The 18801-nt window shown below is 63.5% G+C and carries 17 protein-coding genes; 8 read left to right on the top strand and 9 right to left on the bottom strand.

Annotation, left to right across the window (positions count from 1 at the left end):
• The first annotated feature begins 147 nt into the window (after positions 1-147).
• From ccoN to ccoS, 8 genes are read left to right on the top strand one after another with little or no spacing between them, the layout of a single operon-like run.
• The gene (ccoN, locus tag ABFY71_RS14870) at positions 148-1782 is read left to right on the top strand and encodes a cytochrome-c oxidase, cbb3-type subunit I (RefSeq protein WP_305581296.1); all 1635 of its coding nucleotides are present in this window, start codon (positions 148-150) and stop codon (positions 1780-1782) included.
• 4 nt (positions 1783-1786) lie between these two features.
• Positions 1787-2518: a cytochrome-c oxidase, cbb3-type subunit II gene (gene ccoO, locus ABFY71_RS14865; protein WP_305581298.1), complete on the top strand. Its 732-nt coding sequence runs from the start codon at positions 1787-1789 to the stop codon at positions 2516-2518.
• Positions 2519-2692, top strand: coding sequence for a cbb3-type cytochrome c oxidase subunit 3 (locus ABFY71_RS14860; RefSeq protein ID WP_305581300.1), 174 nt, complete (start codon positions 2519-2521; stop codon positions 2690-2692).
• On the top strand, positions 2683-3564 hold the full coding sequence (ccoP, locus tag ABFY71_RS14855) for a cytochrome-c oxidase, cbb3-type subunit III (RefSeq protein ID WP_347946774.1): 882 nt from the start codon (positions 2683-2685) through the stop codon (positions 3562-3564). Before ABFY71_RS14860 ends, ccoP begins: the two co-directional genes overlap by 10 nt.
• Complete coding sequence (locus ABFY71_RS14850; RefSeq protein WP_347946773.1) at positions 3561-3785, top strand: hypothetical protein; 225 nt, start codon at positions 3561-3563, stop codon at positions 3783-3785. Before ccoP ends, ABFY71_RS14850 begins: the two co-directional genes overlap by 4 nt.
• A 23-nt stretch (positions 3786-3808) precedes the next feature.
• Positions 3809-4606: a DUF2189 domain-containing protein gene (locus ABFY71_RS14845; protein WP_347946772.1), complete on the top strand. Its 798-nt coding sequence runs from the start codon at positions 3809-3811 to the stop codon at positions 4604-4606.
• 3 nt (positions 4607-4609) lie between these two features.
• A complete protein-coding gene (locus tag ABFY71_RS14840; protein WP_347946771.1) occupies positions 4610-6868 on the top strand; it encodes a heavy metal translocating P-type ATPase in 2259 nt (752 codons plus the stop codon).
• Positions 6865-7041 (top strand): cbb3-type cytochrome oxidase assembly protein CcoS, encoded by a 177-nt coding sequence (ccoS, locus tag ABFY71_RS14835; RefSeq protein ID WP_305581309.1) that lies wholly within the window; start codon positions 6865-6867, stop codon positions 7039-7041. Before ABFY71_RS14840 ends, ccoS begins: the two co-directional genes overlap by 4 nt.
• Positions 7042-7054: 13 nt before the next feature.
• On the opposite strand, the gene ABFY71_RS14830 is transcribed toward ccoS, so the two are convergent.
• The 9 genes from ABFY71_RS14830 to tolB form a co-directional block, all read right to left on the bottom strand.
• Positions 7055-8323, bottom strand: a complete 1269-nt coding sequence (locus ABFY71_RS14830; protein ID WP_347946770.1) for an MFS transporter — start codon at positions 8321-8323, stop codon at positions 7055-7057.
• 178 nt (positions 8324-8501) lie between these two features.
• Positions 8502-9503, bottom strand: coding sequence for a D-erythronate dehydrogenase (denD, locus tag ABFY71_RS14825; RefSeq protein ID WP_347946769.1), 1002 nt, complete (start codon positions 9501-9503; stop codon positions 8502-8504).
• A gap of 141 nt (positions 9504-9644) precedes the next feature.
• Positions 9645-10394, bottom strand: a complete 750-nt coding sequence (locus tag ABFY71_RS14820) for an outer membrane protein (RefSeq protein WP_347946768.1) — start codon at positions 10392-10394, stop codon at positions 9645-9647.
• A gap of 170 nt (positions 10395-10564) precedes the next feature.
• The gene (gene glmM / locus ABFY71_RS14815) at positions 10565-11908 is read right to left on the bottom strand and encodes a phosphoglucosamine mutase (protein WP_347946767.1); all 1344 of its coding nucleotides are present in this window, start codon (positions 11906-11908) and stop codon (positions 10565-10567) included.
• 128 nt (positions 11909-12036) lie between these two features.
• Complete coding sequence (gene ftsH / locus ABFY71_RS14810; RefSeq protein WP_347946766.1) at positions 12037-13965, bottom strand: ATP-dependent zinc metalloprotease FtsH; 1929 nt, start codon at positions 13963-13965, stop codon at positions 12037-12039.
• Positions 13966-14196: 231 nt separating this feature from the next.
• Complete coding sequence (gene tilS, locus ABFY71_RS14805; protein WP_347946765.1) at positions 14197-15471, bottom strand: tRNA lysidine(34) synthetase TilS; 1275 nt, start codon at positions 15469-15471, stop codon at positions 14197-14199.
• The gene (locus ABFY71_RS14800) at positions 15456-16502 is read right to left on the bottom strand and encodes a tol-pal system YbgF family protein (RefSeq protein ID WP_347946764.1); all 1047 of its coding nucleotides are present in this window, start codon (positions 16500-16502) and stop codon (positions 15456-15458) included. The genes tilS and ABFY71_RS14800 overlap by 16 nt, the downstream gene beginning before the upstream one ends.
• Positions 16503-16684: 182 nt before the next feature.
• Positions 16685-17134: a peptidoglycan-associated lipoprotein Pal gene (gene pal, locus ABFY71_RS14795; protein WP_305581361.1), complete on the bottom strand. Its 450-nt coding sequence runs from the start codon at positions 17132-17134 to the stop codon at positions 16685-16687.
• A gap of 300 nt (positions 17135-17434) precedes the next feature.
• On the bottom strand, positions 17435-18745 hold the full coding sequence (gene tolB / locus ABFY71_RS14790; protein ID WP_347946763.1) for a Tol-Pal system beta propeller repeat protein TolB: 1311 nt from the start codon (positions 18743-18745) through the stop codon (positions 17435-17437).
• Positions 18746-18801: the final 56 nt, after the last annotated feature.

Here is an 18801-nt window from a genome sequence, read left to right as displayed (position 1 = left end):
GAATTCAAAGCTGGCCGACAGCAAAATCGCGATTCGCGGCCCGTGCATAGGGTGTCTTTGCGCCAGATCAAGGACAGCGCGTTTTTTATCCTGCATGTCGACCCCGGATGGGCTAGTTTGCCTGCACCTGGAATGAGGCAAACAAGTATGATTGCAGATCTGACGCGAGCCGAGCGGCTCTGGGCAATGCTGATCCTTGGTGGATTGGGCATTGTCGGACTGGCCATGGCGATTGCCGGTCGTAATGACCTGATTGGCATCCATGGCTGGATCGTGGCGGCCGCGGGCCTGATCGGCTTTTTCGCCGTGATGAGCAACAAGGATGCACCCGAGCCCAGCGATGAGCGGCTCAATGAGTATTATGACGCCCCCACAAGGGTCGGCATCGTCCTCACCCTGATATGGGGCGTGATCGGCATGGGGGTCGGGTTCTGGGTTGCTTCCCTGCTCGCCTGGCCTGAAATGACCTTTGACGCGGCCTGGGCCAGCTTTGGTCGTCTGCGGCCGGTTCACACCAGCGGCGTGATCTTCGGCTTTGGCGGCAACGCCCTGATCGCCACCTCATTCCACGTTCTGCAGCGCACCACCCGCGCTCGCCTGCCCGACCAGATCAGTCCCTGGTTCGTGCTGCTGGGCTACAATCTGTTCTGCGTGATTGCCGCCAGCGGCTATCTGATGGGCCTGACCCAATCGAAGGAATATGCCGAACCCGAATGGTATGCCGATATCTGGCTGGTCATTGTCTGGGTCACCTATTTCGCGATCTACATGCGCACGCTGGCCCGCCGCAAGGAGCCCCATATCTATGTGGCCAACTGGTATTACATGGCCTTCATCCTGGTCGTGGCCATGCTGCATATCGTCAACAATCTGGCCGTGCCGGTATCGTTCGGCAGCGCCAAATCCTATTCGCTGTTCTCGGGCGTGCAGGATGCGATGACCCAATGGTGGTACGGCCACAACGCCGTGGCCTTCTTCCTGACCGCCGGCTTCCTGGGCATGATGTACTATTACCTGCCCAAGCGGGCCGGTCGTCCCATCTACTCCTATCGCCTGTCGATCATCAGCTTCTGGGGCATCACCTTCATGTATATGTGGGCTGGTTCGCACCACCTGCACTACACCGCCCTGCCCCATTGGGTGCAGACGCTGGGCATGGCCTTTTCGGTCGTGTTGCTGGTGCCAAGCTGGGCCTCGGCCGGCAACGCCCTGATGACCCTCAACGGCGCCTGGCACAAGGTGCGTGACGACGCCGTGCTGCGCTTCATGACGCTCGCCGCGATCTTTTACGGCATCACCACGTTCGAAGGCTCGTTCATGGCCATCCGGGCCGTCAACTCGCTGTCGCATTATACCGACTGGACCGTGGGTCACGTTCATGCCGGCGCGCTCGGCTGGGTTGCCATGATCACCTTTGGCTCAATCTATGCCCTGGTGCCAACCATGTGGAAGAAGCCGGCCATGTACTCCAACAAGCTGGTGGAGGTGCATTTCTGGCTCGCCCTGTCGGGCACCATTGTCTACGTCTTTGCGATGTGGAACTCGGGGGTCATTCAGGGCCTGATGTGGCGCACCTATACCGAGAGCGGCACGCTGAGCTATTCCTTCGTCGATAGCCTGGTGGAAATGCACCCCTACTATATCGCCCGTGCCTTTGGTGGTCTGCTGTTCCTGCTTGGTGCATCGGTCGCTCTGTACAACGTCTGGATGACCATTCGGATGCCCGCGACGGCACCCGACGAGGTCGCTCTCGACACCCCCGCACTGCAAGCCGGAGAATAGACTGATGTTCGGCCTTCACTACAATCTGGAACGCAGCGCTATCGGCCTGGTCGCGTTTATCATCGTGGTTGCCTCGATCGGCGGCCTGGTCGAAATCGCGCCGCTGTTCACCATCGACGAAACCGTGGAACAGGCCCCCGACATGCGGGTCTATACCCCGCTCGAAGTGGCTGGACGCAACATCTATATCCGCGAAGGATGCTATGCTTGCCATAGCCAGATGATCCGCACGCTGCGCGACGAAGTCGAACGCTACGGCCCCTATTCGCTGGCCGTGGAAAGCAGCTACGACCATCCCATGCTGTGGGGCTCCAAGCGCACCGGGCCCGATCTGGCGCGCGTGGGCAACAAGTACTCCGATGACTGGCAGACCCTGCACCTGAACAATCCGCGCGATGTGGTGCCCGAGTCCAAGATGCCGGCCTATCGCTGGCTGCTGCGCGACACGCTGCGGACCGACGATCTGGGTCAGCACCTGGCGGCATTGCGGGCTGTTGGTGTGCCCTATACCGATGAGCAGATCGCCAATGCCACGCTGGACGCCTTTGGCCAGGCCAATCCCGACACCCCCAGTGCCGACGGGGTTTTCGAGCGCTATGGCGAGGCCACCAATGTCCGCACTTTTGATGGCGTTCCCGATCGGGTCACCGACATGGATGCGCTGGTTGCCTATCTGCAGGTGCTTGGCAACCTCACCAATGCGGCGCACCAACCCAACCTGGCGGAGGCCGAATAGATGCCGTTCGATCACGACACCGTCGTCGGCTTTTCCAAGTCGTTCGGCCTGTTCTATCTCATCACCCTCAGCGTGATTGCGCTGGTGTGGACCTATTGGCCTGCCAACAAGAAGGGCTTTGATGAAGCCGCCAAAATGCCCATCAGCGACGAGGAGGACCGTCCATGGCGCTAGGTGAACGCGACAAGTTCTCGGGGCAGATGACCACCGGGCACGAATGGAACGGTATCAAGGAACTCAACACACCGGTGCCCCGGGCGATCTGGGTCTTCCTGCTTGTGGCCACTTTGTTTGCAGTGACCTGGACCGTATTGAATCCGAGTTGGCCCGGCATCAATGGCTATTTCCGCGGGCTGCTGGGCGTTGACCAGCGAACCCAGATCGCCCAGATCGTGCAACAGGCGCAGATGGACCGGGCAACCTGGACCAGCCGGATCGACGCCGAGGATTTTGCCGCCATTCAGGCCGACGAGCCCCTGATGAATATCGTGCGCGAGACCGGCCAGGCCCTGTTTGGCGACAATTGCGCTGCCTGCCACGGCACCAATGCGCTGGGCAATCCCGGCTTCCCCAATCTGGTGCACGCCCCCCTGATGTGGGGGGATGATCCCGAAATCGTCGCCGAGACCATAAGCGTGGGCATTAACGGCTCCAGTCCCGACACGCGCTTTGCCCAAATGCTGGCGTTTGGCCGCGACCAGATGCTCGACACCGCCGACATCAACACCGTCGTTACCTATGTGCAGGCCCTCTCCCAGCCTGATGTGGCCGCCGCTACCGCCCCGGACATTCTGGCGGCCGGCGCGACCATTTTTGCCGACAATTGCGCCGCCTGCCATGGCGAGACGGCCAAGGGCATGACCGATACCGGTGCGCCCGATCTGACCGACGAGTTCTGGACCTATGGCAGCGACCGCGCCGCCATTCGCCAGTCTGTCTATGCCGGCCGCACGGGCGTCATGCCAAGCTGGGAAGGGCGGCTGTCGCCCACCGAGATCAAGCTGCTGGCGCTCTATGTCCTTGATCTGCGAGCCGGCACGCCATGACAGCGCCCGCTCACCACCCCGCTCACCTCCATGACGTCGACACCCGCCCGCGCGGCACAAGACGCATGGTGGTGATCGCGGCCGTGGTGATCGTTGCCGTTCTGTTGGCGGCCAATGCACACCTGGTCTATGTGGCCTTTTCCTCGCAGCCCGACTGCATCACCCATCTCCAGGACGCTGGCGAGAACGGCACCTATCGAGCCGCCAAATCGGCCTGCTGAACTTAACGAAATCGGATCGCTTCATGGCCAAGACCCTGCTTCCCATTCCCGATACCGTTCCGGCACTGCCCAGGGAGGTCGATCACAATCGCCACCTGCCCGCCACCGCCGCGCTGCAGTGGCTGGCGCTGGGCTGGCGTGATCTGTGGGACCGCCCGCTGCCCAGCCTGCTCTATGGGGTGGGCATTGCCCTGCTGTCGCTGCTGACCATCGGCGCCATGGTGACATTTGGCTGGGTCCAGATCCTGTTTCCCGCCCTGGCGGGGTTTCTCGTGGTGGGGCCCCTGCTGGCCACGGGTCTTTATGAAAAGAGCCGCCGGCTCGAGGCCGGTGAGCATGTCAGCTTCTGGAACATGGTGTTCCCTGGACGTGGCGGCGGTACCCATCTGCTCTATGTTGGCACCATCCTGCTGATGCTGATGCTGGTCTGGATGCGCGCAGCGGTACTCCTTTATGCGCTGTTCTTCGGCGTGCGGCCATTTCCCGGCGCCGACGACCTGGTCAACATGCTGCTCACCACCCCCACCGGCATTTCCTTGATGCTGACCGGCACGGCCATCGGCGGTCTGTTCGCGGCTTTCGCCTTTGGCATCAGCGCCTTCTCGATCCCCATGATGCTCGACCGCCGCCTGGACGCCTTTTCGGCCATGGGCCTGTCAATGTCGCTGGTGTGGAACAATATGCCCGCCGCCCTGCTCTGGGCCGCCATCGTGCTGATCCTCACTGCTATTGGCGTGGGCACTGCGCTGGTGGGCCTGATCATCATCTTCCCCCTGCTTGGTCATGCCACCTGGCATGCCTACGCCGCCGTTCGAGAATAGAACATGACCTGCTGCCTGCCACCGCCGGCATTCGTCGAGGCCGTGGCAGGTCCGATCCAGCATGGCCCCAGCGATGATGAATTGCGCCTGGCCAGCCGGGACATTGGCGAGGGCCTGCGACAGACCGATCTGTCCGTGCCCTCGATCCATTGCGGCGGTTGCATTCGCAGCATCGAAAAAGCCCTCGGCGCGCTCGATGACGTGGTGTCCGCGCGGGTCAATCTGTCGACCAAGCGGGTTGCCATACGCTGGCGCGCCGACGCCACGCCGCCCCCCATCGTCAAGACATTGACCGATCTGGGCTATCCGTCCAACCTGTTTGAAACCCTCGACGCGCAGCAGGACCGCACCCTGCCCGCCCTGATCCGGGCGCTGGCAGTGGCCGCCTTTGTCTCGATGAACATCATGATGCTGTCCGGCTCGGTCTGGGCCGGCGCCGACCCCGCCACCCGCGACATTCTGCACTGGATCTGCGCGGGCCTGGCCCTGCCCGCCCTGCTCTATTCCGGTCGCCCGTTTTACAGCTCGGCCTGGAATGCGGTGCGGCACGGCCGCACCAATATGGATGTGCCAATCACCATCGGCGTTGCGCTGGCCTTTGCGCTGAGCTTTTATGACACTGTCCATAGCGGCGAGCAGGTGTATTTCGACGCGGTCGTGTCGCTGATCTTCTTTCTGCTGATCGGCCGCACGCTCGACCACATGATGCGCGAACGCGCCCGCACCGCCGTCAAGGGCCTGGTCAAGCTGGCCCCGCGCGGCGCGCTGGTGCTGGCCGAGGACGGCAGTCGCGAGTATCTGCCGCTGCGCGAAATCACCCCCGGCATGACCATATTGCTGGCGGCCGGCGAACGCGTGCCGGTCGACGCCCTTGTGCTCGAGGGCATGTCCGATCTCGACCGCAGCCTGATCAATGGCGAGGCCCTGCCGGTGGCTGCTGCGCCGGGCATGGTGCTTGAGGCGGGCACGCTCAATCTGACCGGACCGCTGACCATCAGCGCCCAGGCCGCCGAACAGGATTCGACGCTCGCCCAGATGGTGCGCCTGATGGAGGCGGCCGAAAGCGGCCGCAACCGCTATCGTCGCATCGCTGATCGCGCCGCCGAGCTCTATTCACCGGTGGTGCATCTGGCGGCATTGGCCGCCTTTGTCGGCTGGATGGCGCTGAATGGCGACGTCCACAATGCCGTCACCGTGGCCATCGCCGTGCTGATCATAACCTGCCCCTGCGCCTTGGGTCTGGCCGTGCCCATGGTGCAGGTCGTGGCGGCGAGGCGGCTGTTTGATGCCGGCATCATGCTGAAGGATGGCTCGGCGCTGGAACGGCTGGCCGAAATCGACACCATCGTCTTTGACAAGACCGGCACGCTGACGCACGGCGCCCCGCAAGTGCTCGATCTGGATGGTGTTTCTCCGGACGTGCTGGGGCAAGCGGCGGCACTGGCCAGCTATTCCCGCCATCCCTATTCCCAGGCCATCGCCCGGGCCGGCGCAGCACAGGCCACTGGCATTGCCTTCGCCACAGTCTCCGAACATCCCGGCCTCGGGGTCGAGGGCACGCTTGATGGCGCTGTCTATCGCCTCGGCCGCGCCGCCTGGGCGCTCGATGACGCCAAGGGCAGCAGCGGCACGGTGCTGAGCCGCAATGGCAGCCTGCTCGCGCCATTTGCCTTCAGCGATACCCTGCGGCCCGGCGCACGCCGTGCTGTCGCCGCGCTGCAGGAGCGCCACCTGGACCTGGAGATTGTCTCGGGTGACCGCGAAGCACCGGTGGCCGCCATTGCCAATGCGCTTGGCATTGCCCGCCATGCCAGTGCCATCCTGCCCGGCGGCAAGACCGACCGCATCGCCGCGCTCGCCGCCCAGGGCCACAAGACGCTGATGGTGGGCGATGGCCTCAATGACGCGCCGGCGCTGGCTGCCGCCCATGTCTCGATGGCCCCTTCCAGCGCCGCCGATGTCGGCCGCAGCGCCGCCGACTTCGTCTTCCTGCACGATGATCTGTCAGCCATTCCCCTGGCGCTGGCGGTAGCCCGCGATGCCGGGTGGCTGGTAAAGCAGAACCTGGCCCTCTCGGTGCTCTACAACCTGATTGCCCTGCCCATCGCCGTTGCCGGCCTGGTCAATCCGTTCATGGCCGCCATCGCCATGTCGGCATCCTCGCTGGTCGTCGTGCTCAACGCGCTGCGGCTGGGCTGGGGCGGCTATGCCAGCCTGCGCCGGCCGCTGCGAAGGGTCCGCACGCCTGCGGTGACGACATGAGCGATTTCTTCTTCCTCATTCCCATTTCGGTCGTGCTGGGGGCCGCCGGCCTCGTCATCTTCTTGTGGACGCTGCGCGATGGTCAGTATGACGACCTCGACGGCGCGGCCGAGCGCATCCTCTATGACGATGATGTGCCCGAGCGCGACCGCCCCGACCCTGACAAACCCTGAGGCGTGACCGCCCTCAGGCGGCCGGCTCCTGCACCACCAGATCGCTGAGCTGGACGGCCTCTTCATCGCCCACCACCGAAACGGCGCCGGCAGTACCCAGATCGAAGTGCTCTTTTTCTGCCTCGGGCAGCCCTTCGCGGCGGCGCAGGCGCTCGGCCACAAAGCCGATCAGGGCGATCATCACCACGCCATTGGTGATGAACATGCCGCCCGGCCCGAACAGTTCTATGGTCAGCGACGTGAGCACCGGACCCACCGTTGAGCCCAGGCCATTGAGCAGCAGCAGGCCGGCAGAAATCTCCACATAGTCCGAGCGGTCGGCAAAGTCGAACACGTGCGACGACACAATGGCATAGGCCGGCAGCAGGCCCGCGCCAAAGGCAAAGCCGAGTGTCAGCCAGAGCCAGGTCACATGCGGCATGACCACAATCACCGCCCCGATCACCGCCGAGAGCAGCGCCAGCCCGATCATCACCAGGCGGCGGTCAATCGTGTCGGAGATCTTGCCGGCCGGCCATTGCAGCACAGCGCCACCCATCACGGCGGCGCTCATGAACAGCGCGGCGTCGGTCACATTGCCGCTCGCCGCATTGGCATAGCTGGGCCCCAGCGACCAGAACGAGCCGGTCGCCACCCCGACCAGAAAGATCGACACCGTACCGGTGGGCGACAGCTGGAACATGTGCCTGGGCCGAAACCGCACAATGGTGACCGGCGGCGGCTGGCTCGAGCGCGTCATGACGATGGGTACTGCTGCCAGCGACACCAGTACGGAGGCTATCGAGAACAGCACAAACGAATCCGGCCTCACCAGTGTCACCATCATCTGGCCCAGGGTGATGACGGTGAAATTGACCGTCACATAGGTCGAGATCAAAGCGCCACGTGTTTCATTGGTCGCCTGGTCATTGAGCCAGCTTTCCACCACCAGATAGAGCCCGGCCAGACAGAAGCCGGTAATCATGCGCAGCAGCACCCAGGTCAGGGGATCGACGGCCAGCGGGTAGCCAAGCGCAGCTGCCGACGCGATCGACACCAGGGCCGCAAAGGTTCGGATATGCCCCGCCCTTATGATCAGGAGTGGCGAGAAGGCGCAGCCCAGAACGAAACCAAAGAAGTAGCCCGAGCCCAGCAAGCCGACCTGAAACGCCGAAAAGCCCTCCATGCCGCCCCGGATGGGCAACAGCATGACCTGCAAGCCATTGCCCGTTATCAGCAGGGCAACGCTGAGCAGAATGGCGCCGGCGGCCAGCAAGGGAGAACGAATTTTGACTTCCGACATAGAGCCTGCCCTTTGCAGTCAACTGATACGCGCAGCATTGGGGTGGACTGGTGCGGGCGAATTGGGGCATTTTCCAGCCCCAATCACAACCCGTTATCGGTTACCCCGATAATACGACAATCGCTGGATCGCTGATGCGGCCGGTAGCACCAACCTCGATCCGCGACGCGCCGGCAGTTCACATTGATGTGTGCTGGCCGCCAATGCGGCCCCCCAGTTCGTCCGCAATATGGATCTGGATGATCTCCTCGAAGCTGGTGTCACCCTTGAACCCCAGCGCACGCGCCCGAGTGGCCGCGAAGGCCTTGGGCCAGCCGGCCACGATCCCGGCAATCACCGGGTCCGGTATCAGCCGGATCAGCGCCACGGCCTGTGGCCCCGCCACACGCTCAAGCGCTGCAATCTGCTCGCCGACCGTCACCGCCAGGCCCGGCATGGACAGATTGCGCTGATGGCCCAGCTTTGCCGTGTCCAATGTAGCCGCATGCAGCAGAAAACCGGCAGCAGCGCGCGGACTGGCAAACCAGTGCCGCACCGTGTCGGCGACCGGCAACACCGCTTCAAGCCCCACCAAGGGTTCGCGAATGATCCCCGAGAAGAACCCCGACGCCGCCTTGTTCGGCTTGCCGGGCCGCACCGCAATGGTCGGCAGCCGGATGCCGATGCCATCGACGAACCCGCGACGTGAATAGTCGGCCAGCAGGAGTTCGCAAATCGCCTTCTGCGTGCCGTAGCTGGTGAGCGGGGTGTGCTCGTGGTGGTCTCCGATCAGCGCGGGCAGCGGCTCGCCGAACACCGCGATGGAGGAGGTGAACACCAGACGCGGGCAATAGGGCGCGCGCTGCCCCGCCAGGCGGACCGCCTCAAGCAATTGCCGCGTCCCATCCAGATTGATCCGGTAGCCCTTCTCGAAATCGGCTTCCGCCTCGCCCGAGACAATTGCCGCCAGATGAAAGATCAGGTCCGGTCGATCCGCCACCAGAGCCGCTGCAACACCCTCGACCGACAAATCGGCCGCGACCAATGGGCAGGGAATCGCGCCGCCCGGCGCGGCTGGCGCAACCACATCCGCCAGCGTGATGGCAGAGATGGCTCGACCACCAAGCGTCCCCGCCGACAGCAGCGCCGTAACCAGCTTGCGTCCCACCATGCCCGCAGCACCGATGACCAGAATTTTCATTGCGTCCTCCTCCATCTCCCGAGCAGTGCACTGGGGAAGGCGTGCTGTCGACCGCCACGACAACAAAAAACCGGCACCCATGGGGTGCCGGCTTGATCGTGGATCAGCGGCGAGCCGTCGTGGCGGTCCGCCTGACCCTGCCTAGTTGAAGCGATAGCGCAGCGTGCCGCGCACTTCGTGGATGAAATTGTCGTTGATGAAGTACGGCCCCTGGGGCTTGCCGAGAGCGTTGCTGCCATTGCTGAGTTGCGGCATGTAGATCATGCGATAGCCCAGGTCGGCAACAATCGAGCCCATATCGTAGGTGACGCCGGCCATCAGCGCAGCGGCGCTCGAGAAGGAACCACCGTCGGGATCGTAGCCCGTCCAGGGACCACGGCTCTCGAGGTAATTATACGCACCGCCGAAGCCGGCGCCCACATAGGCACCTGGTCCACCCTGTGCGGAGCCGACATCGCCGAAGCCGAAATCATAGTACAGGTTGGCAAGGGCAATACCGGTACGCATGGTGAGCTTCTGCCCACGATCATTGGCGAGGCCCGAATTGTGCAGGTAGTCGACGGTGACGTCGGCGCGCAGGCCGTCGCCGGTCTCGTAGCCAAAGCCCGCACCCAGGCTGTATCCATAACCGTTTTCAGACGCGGTCTCGGTGACGACGGTGCCGGCAGCACCGCAACCGCCACCCGTGGCTGGCGGACAATAGAACTGCTGGTTGCGCGACCAGAGCAGGTTGCCCGCAGCGCTGCCGCGCAGATAGAACGAGCCCTCAACGCCATAATCGACATCGGGGATTTCGATCACCGGTGGATAATACGGAAAATCAGCGGCGATGGCTTGGCCGCCGACAAGTGCGGCTCCTGCCACCATGATCGCAGCAATGAGCTTGCGCATGATTAAGTGTCCTTTGAGTGCCACGACAAAAGTGGGTTCCCCGACAATATCGAGCAACTTCCTTAAATGTGACTTAACCTAAGCACTTAACCTTACCGAACTACTCGATATCAGGATTGCATTATTACATCATTAACAAGTGTTACCAAAACATTTCAATGACAACGACTTCAGGCAACCTCGCGAATAGCTGCCTCGATTTGTCCAACGACCGTTGAAACCAGACCGGCATCATCGCACTCACCCATGACCCGGATCACCGGCTCGGTGCCCGAAGCCCGCACAACCAACCGCCCGCCGGCGCCCAGCATGGCCTGCCCATCGGCAATCGCGGCGATGACCAGCTTGTGCTCCAGCGGCTTGCCCGACTTGAACTTCACGCTGCGCAGCAATTGCGGCACCTTGGTGAAACGCGAGCAAATTTCCGAGACGGGGCGATCCTGCGCCTTGAGCACGGCCAGCAATTGCAGCGCCGCGACCAGGCCATCGCCGGTGGTGGTGAAATCTGACAGGATGATATGGCCGGACTGTTCGCCACCAACATTGAAGCCCTTGGCGCGCATGGCCTCAAGCACATAGCGATCACCCACCTGGGTGCGCTCCAGCGTCAGCCCCAGCGAGCCCAGATAGCGCTCCAGCCCCAGATTGGACATCACGGTGGCCACGATGCCGCCGCCCATCAGCACCTCGCGCTGCAGCCAGCTTTCGGCAATCACCGCCATGAACTGGTCGCCGTCGACCACATTGCCCTTCTCGTCCACGATGATGACGCGGTCGGCGTCGCCATCCAGCGCAATGCCCACATCGGCCCGCATTTCCCGGACCTTGGCAGCCACCGCTTCAGGCGCGGTCGAGCCGACCTTGTCGTTGATGTTGAAACCATCGGGCTTGTCGCCAATGGTGAACACTTCCGCCCCCAGTTCCCACAGGGCAATCGGGGCAACCTTGTAGGCGGCGCCATTGGCGCAATCGAGCACCACGCGCAGCCCGGCCAGGTCGGTGTTCCGCGGCAGGGTGCGCTTGGCGTATTCGATATAGCGCGTGCGCGCTTCCTCATCGCGATGTGCCCGGCCGATATCGCGGCCATGTGCCAGCGTATCGGACATGTCACTGTCGATCAGGCGCTCGATCTCCAGCTCGATCTGGTCGCTCAACTTGTAGCCATCGGGGCGGAACAGCTTGATGCCATTGTCTTCGAACGGGTTGTGCGAGGCTGAAATCATCACCCCCAGATCGGCGCGCAGCGAACGGGTCAGCATGGCCACGGCAGGCGTCGGCATCGGCCCGAGCAGATAGACATCCATGCCGACGGCGGTAAAGCCGGCGGTCAGCGCCTGCTCGATCATATAGCCCGAGCGGCGCGTATCCTTGCCGATGACGACGCGGTTGCGATGATCGCCGCGCACAAATTTCTTGCCGGCGGCCATTCCCACCTTGAGCGCCAGTTCGGGGGTCAGCTTGGGGCCATTGGCCAGCCCGCGGATGCCGTCGGTGCCAAAATACTTGCGTACCATTGTCTGTCGCCCCTTGTCGCGCCGGCGGTCCGGTCGCCTGCGATAATACCACTTTGTGGCGGCATAGCGGAAAACATTGCCATGCAAAAGGGCCGCCTTGCGGCGGCCCTGGCAATTTTCTGGTCTTCCTAGCTACCCGGCTGCGGTTCCAGCCCGCCTTCGGGTGGCGCATCGGGGCGCTTCTTGGTGGCCTTGCCGGCCGACGGCACGCCGCTCGCCTTGGTGGACGGGCCGCTGTCATCGGGACGGACCGGCTGATGGCCTTCCATCAGGGCGCGCAGTTCATCGCCGGTCAGCGTCTCATATTCGAGCAGCGCCTGGGCAATGGCTTCCCACTGGTCGTGATACTTGGTCAAAATCTCCTTGGCGGAGGCCTCGCCATCTTCAATCAGCTTGCGCACTTCCTGGTCGATGATACGGGCAGTATCGTCGCTCATGTGCTGGCTCTGCGTCACCGAATGCCCCAGGAACACTTCCTGATCGTTGGATTTGTAGCGGACGCGGCCGAGCTTTTCGCTCATGCCCCATTCCATCACCATCGAACGCGCCAGGCTTGTGGCCATCTGGATATCGCCCGAGGCGCCACTGGTCACCTTTTCCGGGCCGAACTTGATGATCTCGGCCTCGCGGCCGCCAAACAGCATGGTCAGGCGGGCCAGCGCCTTTTCGCGGCTGAACGAATAGCTGTCGCTCTCGGGCAGGGTCATCACCATGCCCAGGGCACGGCCACGCGGAATGATCGTTGCCTTGTGGATCGGATCAATGCCGGCAACCTTGAGCGCGATGATGGCATGGCCAGCTTCGTGATAGGCGGTCAGCTTCTTCTCGTCCTCCGACATCGCCATGGTCCGCCGCTCGGCGCCCATCATGATCTTGTCCTTGGCATCTTCGAACTCGGCATGGGTGACAAAACGCTTGTTGCGCCGTGCCGCCATCAGGGCCGCTTCGTTGACCAGGTTCATCAGGTCAGCGCCGGAGAAACCGGGCGTACCGCGGGCCAGCACCTTGAGATCCACATCGGGGGCCAACGGCACCTTGCGGACGTGCACCTTGAGCACCTTTTCGCGACCGGCAACGTCCGGGTTCGGCACCACGACCTGACGGTCAAAGCGGCCGGGACGCAGCAGGGCAGGATCGAGCACGTCGGGACGGTTGGTGGCAGCGATCAGGATCACGCCCTCATTGGCCTCAAAGCCATCCATCTCGACCAGCAGCTGGTTCAGCGTCTGTTCGCGTTCGTCATTGCCGCCACCGAGCCCGGCGCCACGCTGGCGACCGACGGCGTCGATTTCGTCGATGAAGATGATGCAGGGCGCATTCTTCTTGGCCTGCTCGAACATGTCGCGGACACGGCTGGCGCCGACACCGACAAACATTTCGACAAAGTCAGAACCCGAAATGGTGAAGAACGGCACATTGGCTTCGCCGGCGACCGAACGGGCCAGCAGCGTCTTACCGGTACCCGGCGGGCCCACCAGCAGCACACCGCGTGGAATCCGGCCACCCAGACGCTGGAACTTGCCAGCATCGCGCAGGAACTCGACGATTTCCTCAAGATCCTGCTTGGCCTCGTCAACGCCGGCCACGTCCTCAAACGTCACCTTGCCGCTCGACTCGGTCAGCAGCTTGGCGCGCGACTTGCCAAAGCCCATCGCGCCGCCCTTGCCGCCACCCTGCATCTGCCGGATGAAGAAGAACCACACGCCGATGATGACAATGAACGGCAACCAGGACGACAGCAGCACGGTCCAGAACGGGCTGGATTCGGGCGCCCGCGCCGTGATCGAGACATCCTTGCTCTCCAGCCGCGAAATGATATCGGCGCCAGCGGGCAACACGGTTTCAAACCGGGTGCCATCCGCGAGCGCACCGGAAACCACGTCGTCGGTGATGGTGACGCTCTTGACCCGACCGGTCTCGACGTCACTGACGAACTGGCTATAGCTCTTGTCGGCGACCGAAATCGAGCGGGTCGACGACTGAAAGACCTGGAACAGGCCCATCAGCATAAAGAGTATGACCAGCCAGATGGCGAAGTTGCGGAAATTTCCGTTCATCAATCCTGTCCCGGGGAGCACTGCGCCAGGAGGCGCGGTTAGTGTGCCGAATGTATGTCCGGCATGGGGGTGTTACAAGGCCCAGACCTGCGGCGGTTTGCGCCGCCCGTCCAGTCACAATGTGCTGACGGGGTTAATACGGCATGGCGCAACACCGGTCCAGCGCCCATGCGGGGCGCGCTGCGCGACAAATTCAGCACGCGATCGCGGGCGGAGATGCCTGCACACCGATCAATCAATCAGCAATTGCACGGTGATGCGCTCATCAAACGACCAGCCGCCCAGCGAAAGCACGCCGCCGGCCGCGTCACGCACAATCGGCGCGGTGCGAATGGCTTCGGCCGGCGCGGTCACCTTGCAGCCCAAAAACTGTTCCAGCCGGTGGCGCGGCAGATAGTCGGCCACGCTGGCGGTCAGATCGGTCGCTCCCGAACCATTGATGATGCGGAAGCGTTCATCCCACACCAGCTCGCCATGCGGCGCCAGCACCGCATCGGCCGGCAGGCTGCGCCCCGGCTCGCGCGCCACCGCAATCGCCTCGTCCTTGATCCGCACGACACAGCCCAACACCGTGGTGGCGCGGGGCAGGTCATTGTCGACAATCGCCTGGCGCAGGCGCTCGACCTGCCCCAGCGCGCGCGGCTTCTGCCGCCCGCCCACGATATTGAGCACCCGGCCCAGCACCCGCGTGGCAACCGCCGGGTTCAGGCCCGCAAAGGGTGCCAGCGCAATGCGCGCCGCGCCGAACCCGTCAAGGGTCACCATTGCGGCAAAACCGGCCTCGGCCAGTTGCGCGATGGCCGCATCGGCCTGCCCCATGCGCTCGGCAAACAGCGCCAGCGTCGGCGCATCCAGACCGAGCTCGGCCAGGGCCGGCATGGCCTGGCGCCAGCGCACGCGCTCGTAATGCGGGTCGATATTGGATGGGTCGGCAGCCGGCACCAACCCGGCGGCGGCGACGATGCCAGCGAGCGCTGCGGGGGGCACATCAAGCAGGGGCCGATGCACGCGCACACCCTCGATACGGGCCTGCGGCGCCATGCCCTTGAGGCCTTCAATGCCGCTGCCATGCGCCAGGCGCATCAGCACGGTCTCGGCCTGATCCTGCTGGTGATGGGCGGTCAGCAGCACCGTAACGCCATCGGCAGCCATGGCGGCGCCGATGAGGCGGTAGCGCGCCAGCCGGGCGGCTTCCTGCAGCCTCGCATCCGGCTTGACCCCGTTCCAGCGCAGGCCCGTGCCCGCCACCCCCAGCGCCTGGCAGACACCGAGCACCATGGCGACCTCGGCAGCGGCCTCGGGCCGAAGGCCGTGGTCGAGCGAATAGACGTGCAGACGCGGTGGGCGGTCGAGGCTGGCTGCCCAGCGCTGCGCCAGGAGCAGCAGCGCCAGACTGTCCGCGCCGCCCGACACCGCCAGGCCAATGGCGGGCTCGCCCGCGACACCGGCAAACAATGCCTGCAGCCCGGCCTCGGTGGATAGATCGGGGCCTAGACGGGCGGGCATTCGGCGCGGGCTTTTTCCTCGGCCAGCCGGGTCAGGAACACTGGCGACAGATCGGTGTAGCGCTTGTCGACTTCCGAAAGGGTACGGCAGGCGGTTTCGCGCTCGCCGGCTCCCGACAGGGCCATGCCCAGTTTCAGCAGCAGGTCGGGCGCGCGCTCATTGTCCGGGGCTTTCTGAAACGCATTCAGCAACACATCGGCCGCCTCGCTATAGGCCTGGCGATACAACAAGGCGTCGCCCAGCAGATTGGCGGCTTCGGTGACTTGCGGGTTGTCGGGATAGAGCGCGATGAACTGGCTGAACTGCTCCTCGGCAAACGGGTAGTCGCCGCTGGAGATGGCGGCAAAGCCGGCGGCGAACTGCGCATCGGCATCGGCATTGCCGGTGGCGTCGGCAGCCGGATCATAGCTCAGATTGAGCGGCTCGCCCGTCACCAGGTCCACGCCGCCCGTCGCGCCAGTGCCAACCAGCGGATCGGCCGAATTGCCCAGATCGTCCATCGGCACCACGCTGCCATCGGTGAAGGTGGGATCAAATTCGATTTCACCGGGCAAGGGCTGCACGCCCTGCTCGGGAATATCGGTCATCGGGACGCCTGCGGCGTCCTCAGCACTGTGGGCTGGGTCCTGCGGCAAGGCCTCAGGCTGCATCGCGCCGCCTGCTTGGGTTGCCGCCTCAGTTTTTGGGCTGCCACCGCCTTCCAGCGCCTGGAACCGGAACTCATTGTCTTCGGCCATGCGGTTGACGATTTCCTGCATCTGCGTGAGCTGGAAGGTCAAACCCTCGATCTGGCCATTGAGCAGGCGGTTCTGCTCCTCAAGCTGCTGGATGCGCACCATCAACTGGGCGGTATCGGCGGCTTGTGCCACCAGAATGCGCGCGGGCCGGGCCTCGCTCGGCACATGACCAGGATTGGCCGGCGGCGTGGCGAAGATGGCCGCATTGACCGCTACCGGGCTCATCGCCGCCAGCGCCAGCACACTGGCCAGGGCCATTCGCGTCCGCGCTTTGGTTGAATTGAATCTCGTCAAGATGCTGCGCCTCCATTCGTCCAATTATGCCGATCGACCATGAACCCTTGCAGACGTGCAAATAAAGGCCAATTTTGGTCAAAACAAAGCGCCCGGGCCATTTACATGGCTCCGGGCGCTCTTGCCTCCAGTTTGCACTGGATTTGCTCAGCTCTCCCTCGGGGGAAAGCCGGTTGTCCTGATTACTGTACCACTGTAACAGCCCGGCGGTTCTGGCTCCAGCAGGAAATATCGTTACAGATCGCCACCGGGCGTTCCTTGCCGAAAGACTGGCTGGTAATGCGGTTGGCACTGACACCACGCGACACTAGGTAATTGACCGCCACCGAGGAACGGCGGGCGCCCAGGGCGATGTTGTATTCGCGCGTACCGCGCTCATCGGCATGGCCTTCGACCATGATGCGATAGTTCTGGTACTGGTTGAGCCAGGCGGCCTGCTTGTCGAGCGTGGCCATGGCCTCTGGGGTCAGCGAGCTGGAATCGGTGGTGAAGAACACCCGATCACCAACCGAGACCAGGAATTCCTGCTGGCTGCCCGGCGCGCCGCCGCCCGGCCCGAGATTGCCCACGCCGGTCGGCATGGTGTTGGGCGTGCGCGAACAGGCGGCGATCGCCACGACGAAAAGCAGCATCGCGGCGGCACGCAATGCAGTATTGAACGGTGCGGTGATTACCACGGGAAGGCTCCTGGAAAGGCAAAATCTTAAGTTCGGGATTTACCGCACTTAGTGTTAAGGCCGGGTTTGCTGACTTGGTTAATCAATCTCTATCACGGCGCCAATGTGGCGGGAATGCTGGCTTTTTCGTGATCATAGTGTGGCGCAGCCGGTCTGGGCGACGGCGCACTATGGTTAAGTGCTTGAGGTAAAAGCCAGTTGGCCAGCCGCCTGTCTGCCGCTGACCATCCTGATGCCGTTTCGGCAGATTGCCAATTAGCGGCGCAAATCCGACCAGGCCGGATCGGACGCATAGCTTTCGGTGGGAATGGTCAGCAGATTGCGGCCCCAGATGTCCACACTCATCAGCTTGGGACCATCATTACCGCCCGGATCCTGGAAGAACATGATCACCCGCCCATTGGGCGCCCAGGTGGGGCCCTCAGCGTGGAAGCTCGAATACAGCATCCGTTCGCCCGAACCATCGGCGTTCATGATGCCGATATTGAACTGGCCGCCCGACTGCCGGGTAAACGCGATCAGATCGCCCTTGGGTGACCACACCGGCGTCGAATAGCTGCCCTGACCAAAGCTGATGCGCTGCGCATTGCCGCCACCCGCACTCATCATGTAAATCTGCGGCGCGCCGCCCCGGTCGCTTTCAAACACGATCCGGCTACCATCGGGCGAATAGGACGGACCGGTGTCGATCGCGGCCCCCGAGGTCAGTTGCAGGGGCTGCCCGCCATTGATGCTGGTGGCGTAGATATTGGTCGCGCCGGCCTGTTCCACCGAAAACGCGACCGTGCCGCCATCAGGCGAAAAGCGCGGCGCAAAGGTCATCGCCCCCACATCGGTCAGGCGCTGCTGGCGACCGGTCGACAATTGCAGCAGATAGACCTGCGGGTTGCCATCGGCAAAATTCATATAGGTGACCATGTCACCATCGGGCGAAAAGCGCGGCGTCAGGGCCATCGAGGCGCCGTCGGTCAGATACTGCACATTGGCGCCATCCTGATCCATGATCGCCAGGCGCCGCACGCGGTTGGCCTTGGGGCCGCTCTCGGCCACATAGATTACCCGCGTGTCGAAATAACCCGTGCTCCCCGCCAGCGATTCATAGATCGCATCGGAAATGATATGGGCCACGCGGCGGCTCGAATTGGCGTCGGTATTGTAGCTCTTGCCGACCACCTGGGCCGCCTGCTGGGTATCCCAGACGCGTACCGACGAGGAAATCTGCGCGCCCCGCTCGACGCCCCCCATCACCAGCGCATCGACATTGGCGGTGCGCCAGGTCGGGAAGTCCGGCGTCGCATCGACGTCACCCATCTGCACCGGCAGCGAGGCCGGATCGAGCGGCAGGAACAGGCCGGAGCGCCGCAGATTATTGCGCACGATCTCGGCGATCTCACGGCCAAAAGCCGGATCGGAAGAGGCAAAATCAGGGATGGCAATGGGCAGGGGCTGGAAATTGGCGCCCTCCACCACGATGCGCAACTGCGCCATGGCCAGCGAGGAGCCCGCCAGCAGCGCGCCACCGGCGAGGCCGAGTTTAAGCGCATTGCGCCGAGTAAGCAGGGTCATCTGTCGTCTCCAATCTCGTCGCTGGTGCGCCCCGGGGCGCGCCTAAAATACCAATT

The sequence above is a fragment of the Devosia alba genome, assembly GCF_039938915.1.
Lineage (GTDB): Bacteria > Pseudomonadota > Alphaproteobacteria > Rhizobiales > Devosiaceae > Devosia > Devosia alba.
This window is presented reverse-complemented; position numbering and strand designations above follow the sequence as displayed.

Coding starts and splice junctions, on each gene's coding strand:
- ccoN (WP_305581296.1), top strand. CDS start 148: ATGATTGCAGATCTGACGCGAGCCGAGCGGCTCTGGGCAATGCTGATC.
- ccoO (WP_305581298.1), top strand. CDS start 1,787: ATGTTCGGCCTTCACTACAATCTGGAACGCAGCGCTATCGGCCTGGTC.
- ABFY71_RS14860 (WP_305581300.1), top strand. CDS start 2,519: ATGCCGTTCGATCACGACACCGTCGTCGGCTTTTCCAAGTCGTTCGGC.
- ccoP (WP_347946774.1), top strand. CDS start 2,683: ATGGCGCTAGGTGAACGCGACAAGTTCTCGGGGCAGATGACCACCGGG.
- ABFY71_RS14850 (WP_347946773.1), top strand. CDS start 3,561: ATGACAGCGCCCGCTCACCACCCCGCTCACCTCCATGACGTCGACACC.
- ABFY71_RS14845 (WP_347946772.1), top strand. CDS start 3,809: ATGGCCAAGACCCTGCTTCCCATTCCCGATACCGTTCCGGCACTGCCC.
- ABFY71_RS14840 (WP_347946771.1), top strand. CDS start 4,610: ATGACCTGCTGCCTGCCACCGCCGGCATTCGTCGAGGCCGTGGCAGGT.
- ccoS (WP_305581309.1), top strand. CDS start 6,865: ATGAGCGATTTCTTCTTCCTCATTCCCATTTCGGTCGTGCTGGGGGCC.
- ABFY71_RS14830 (WP_347946770.1), bottom strand. CDS start 8,323: ATGTCGGAAGTCAAAATTCGTTCTCCCTTGCTGGCCGCCGGCGCCATT.
- denD (WP_347946769.1), bottom strand. CDS start 9,503: ATGAAAATTCTGGTCATCGGTGCTGCGGGCATGGTGGGACGCAAGCTG.
- ABFY71_RS14820 (WP_347946768.1), bottom strand. CDS start 10,394: ATGCGCAAGCTCATTGCTGCGATCATGGTGGCAGGAGCCGCACTTGTC.
- glmM (WP_347946767.1), bottom strand. CDS start 11,908: ATGGTACGCAAGTATTTTGGCACCGACGGCATCCGCGGGCTGGCCAAT.
- ftsH (WP_347946766.1), bottom strand. CDS start 13,965: ATGAACGGAAATTTCCGCAACTTCGCCATCTGGCTGGTCATACTCTTT.
- tilS (WP_347946765.1), bottom strand. CDS start 15,471: ATGCCCGCCCGTCTAGGCCCCGATCTATCCACCGAGGCCGGGCTGCAG.
- pal (WP_305581361.1), bottom strand. CDS start 17,134: ATGCTGCTTTTCGTCGTGGCGATCGCCGCCTGTTCGCGCACGCCCAAC.
- tolB (WP_347946763.1), bottom strand. CDS start 18,745: ATGACCCTGCTTACTCGGCGCAATGCGCTTAAACTCGGCCTCGCCGGT.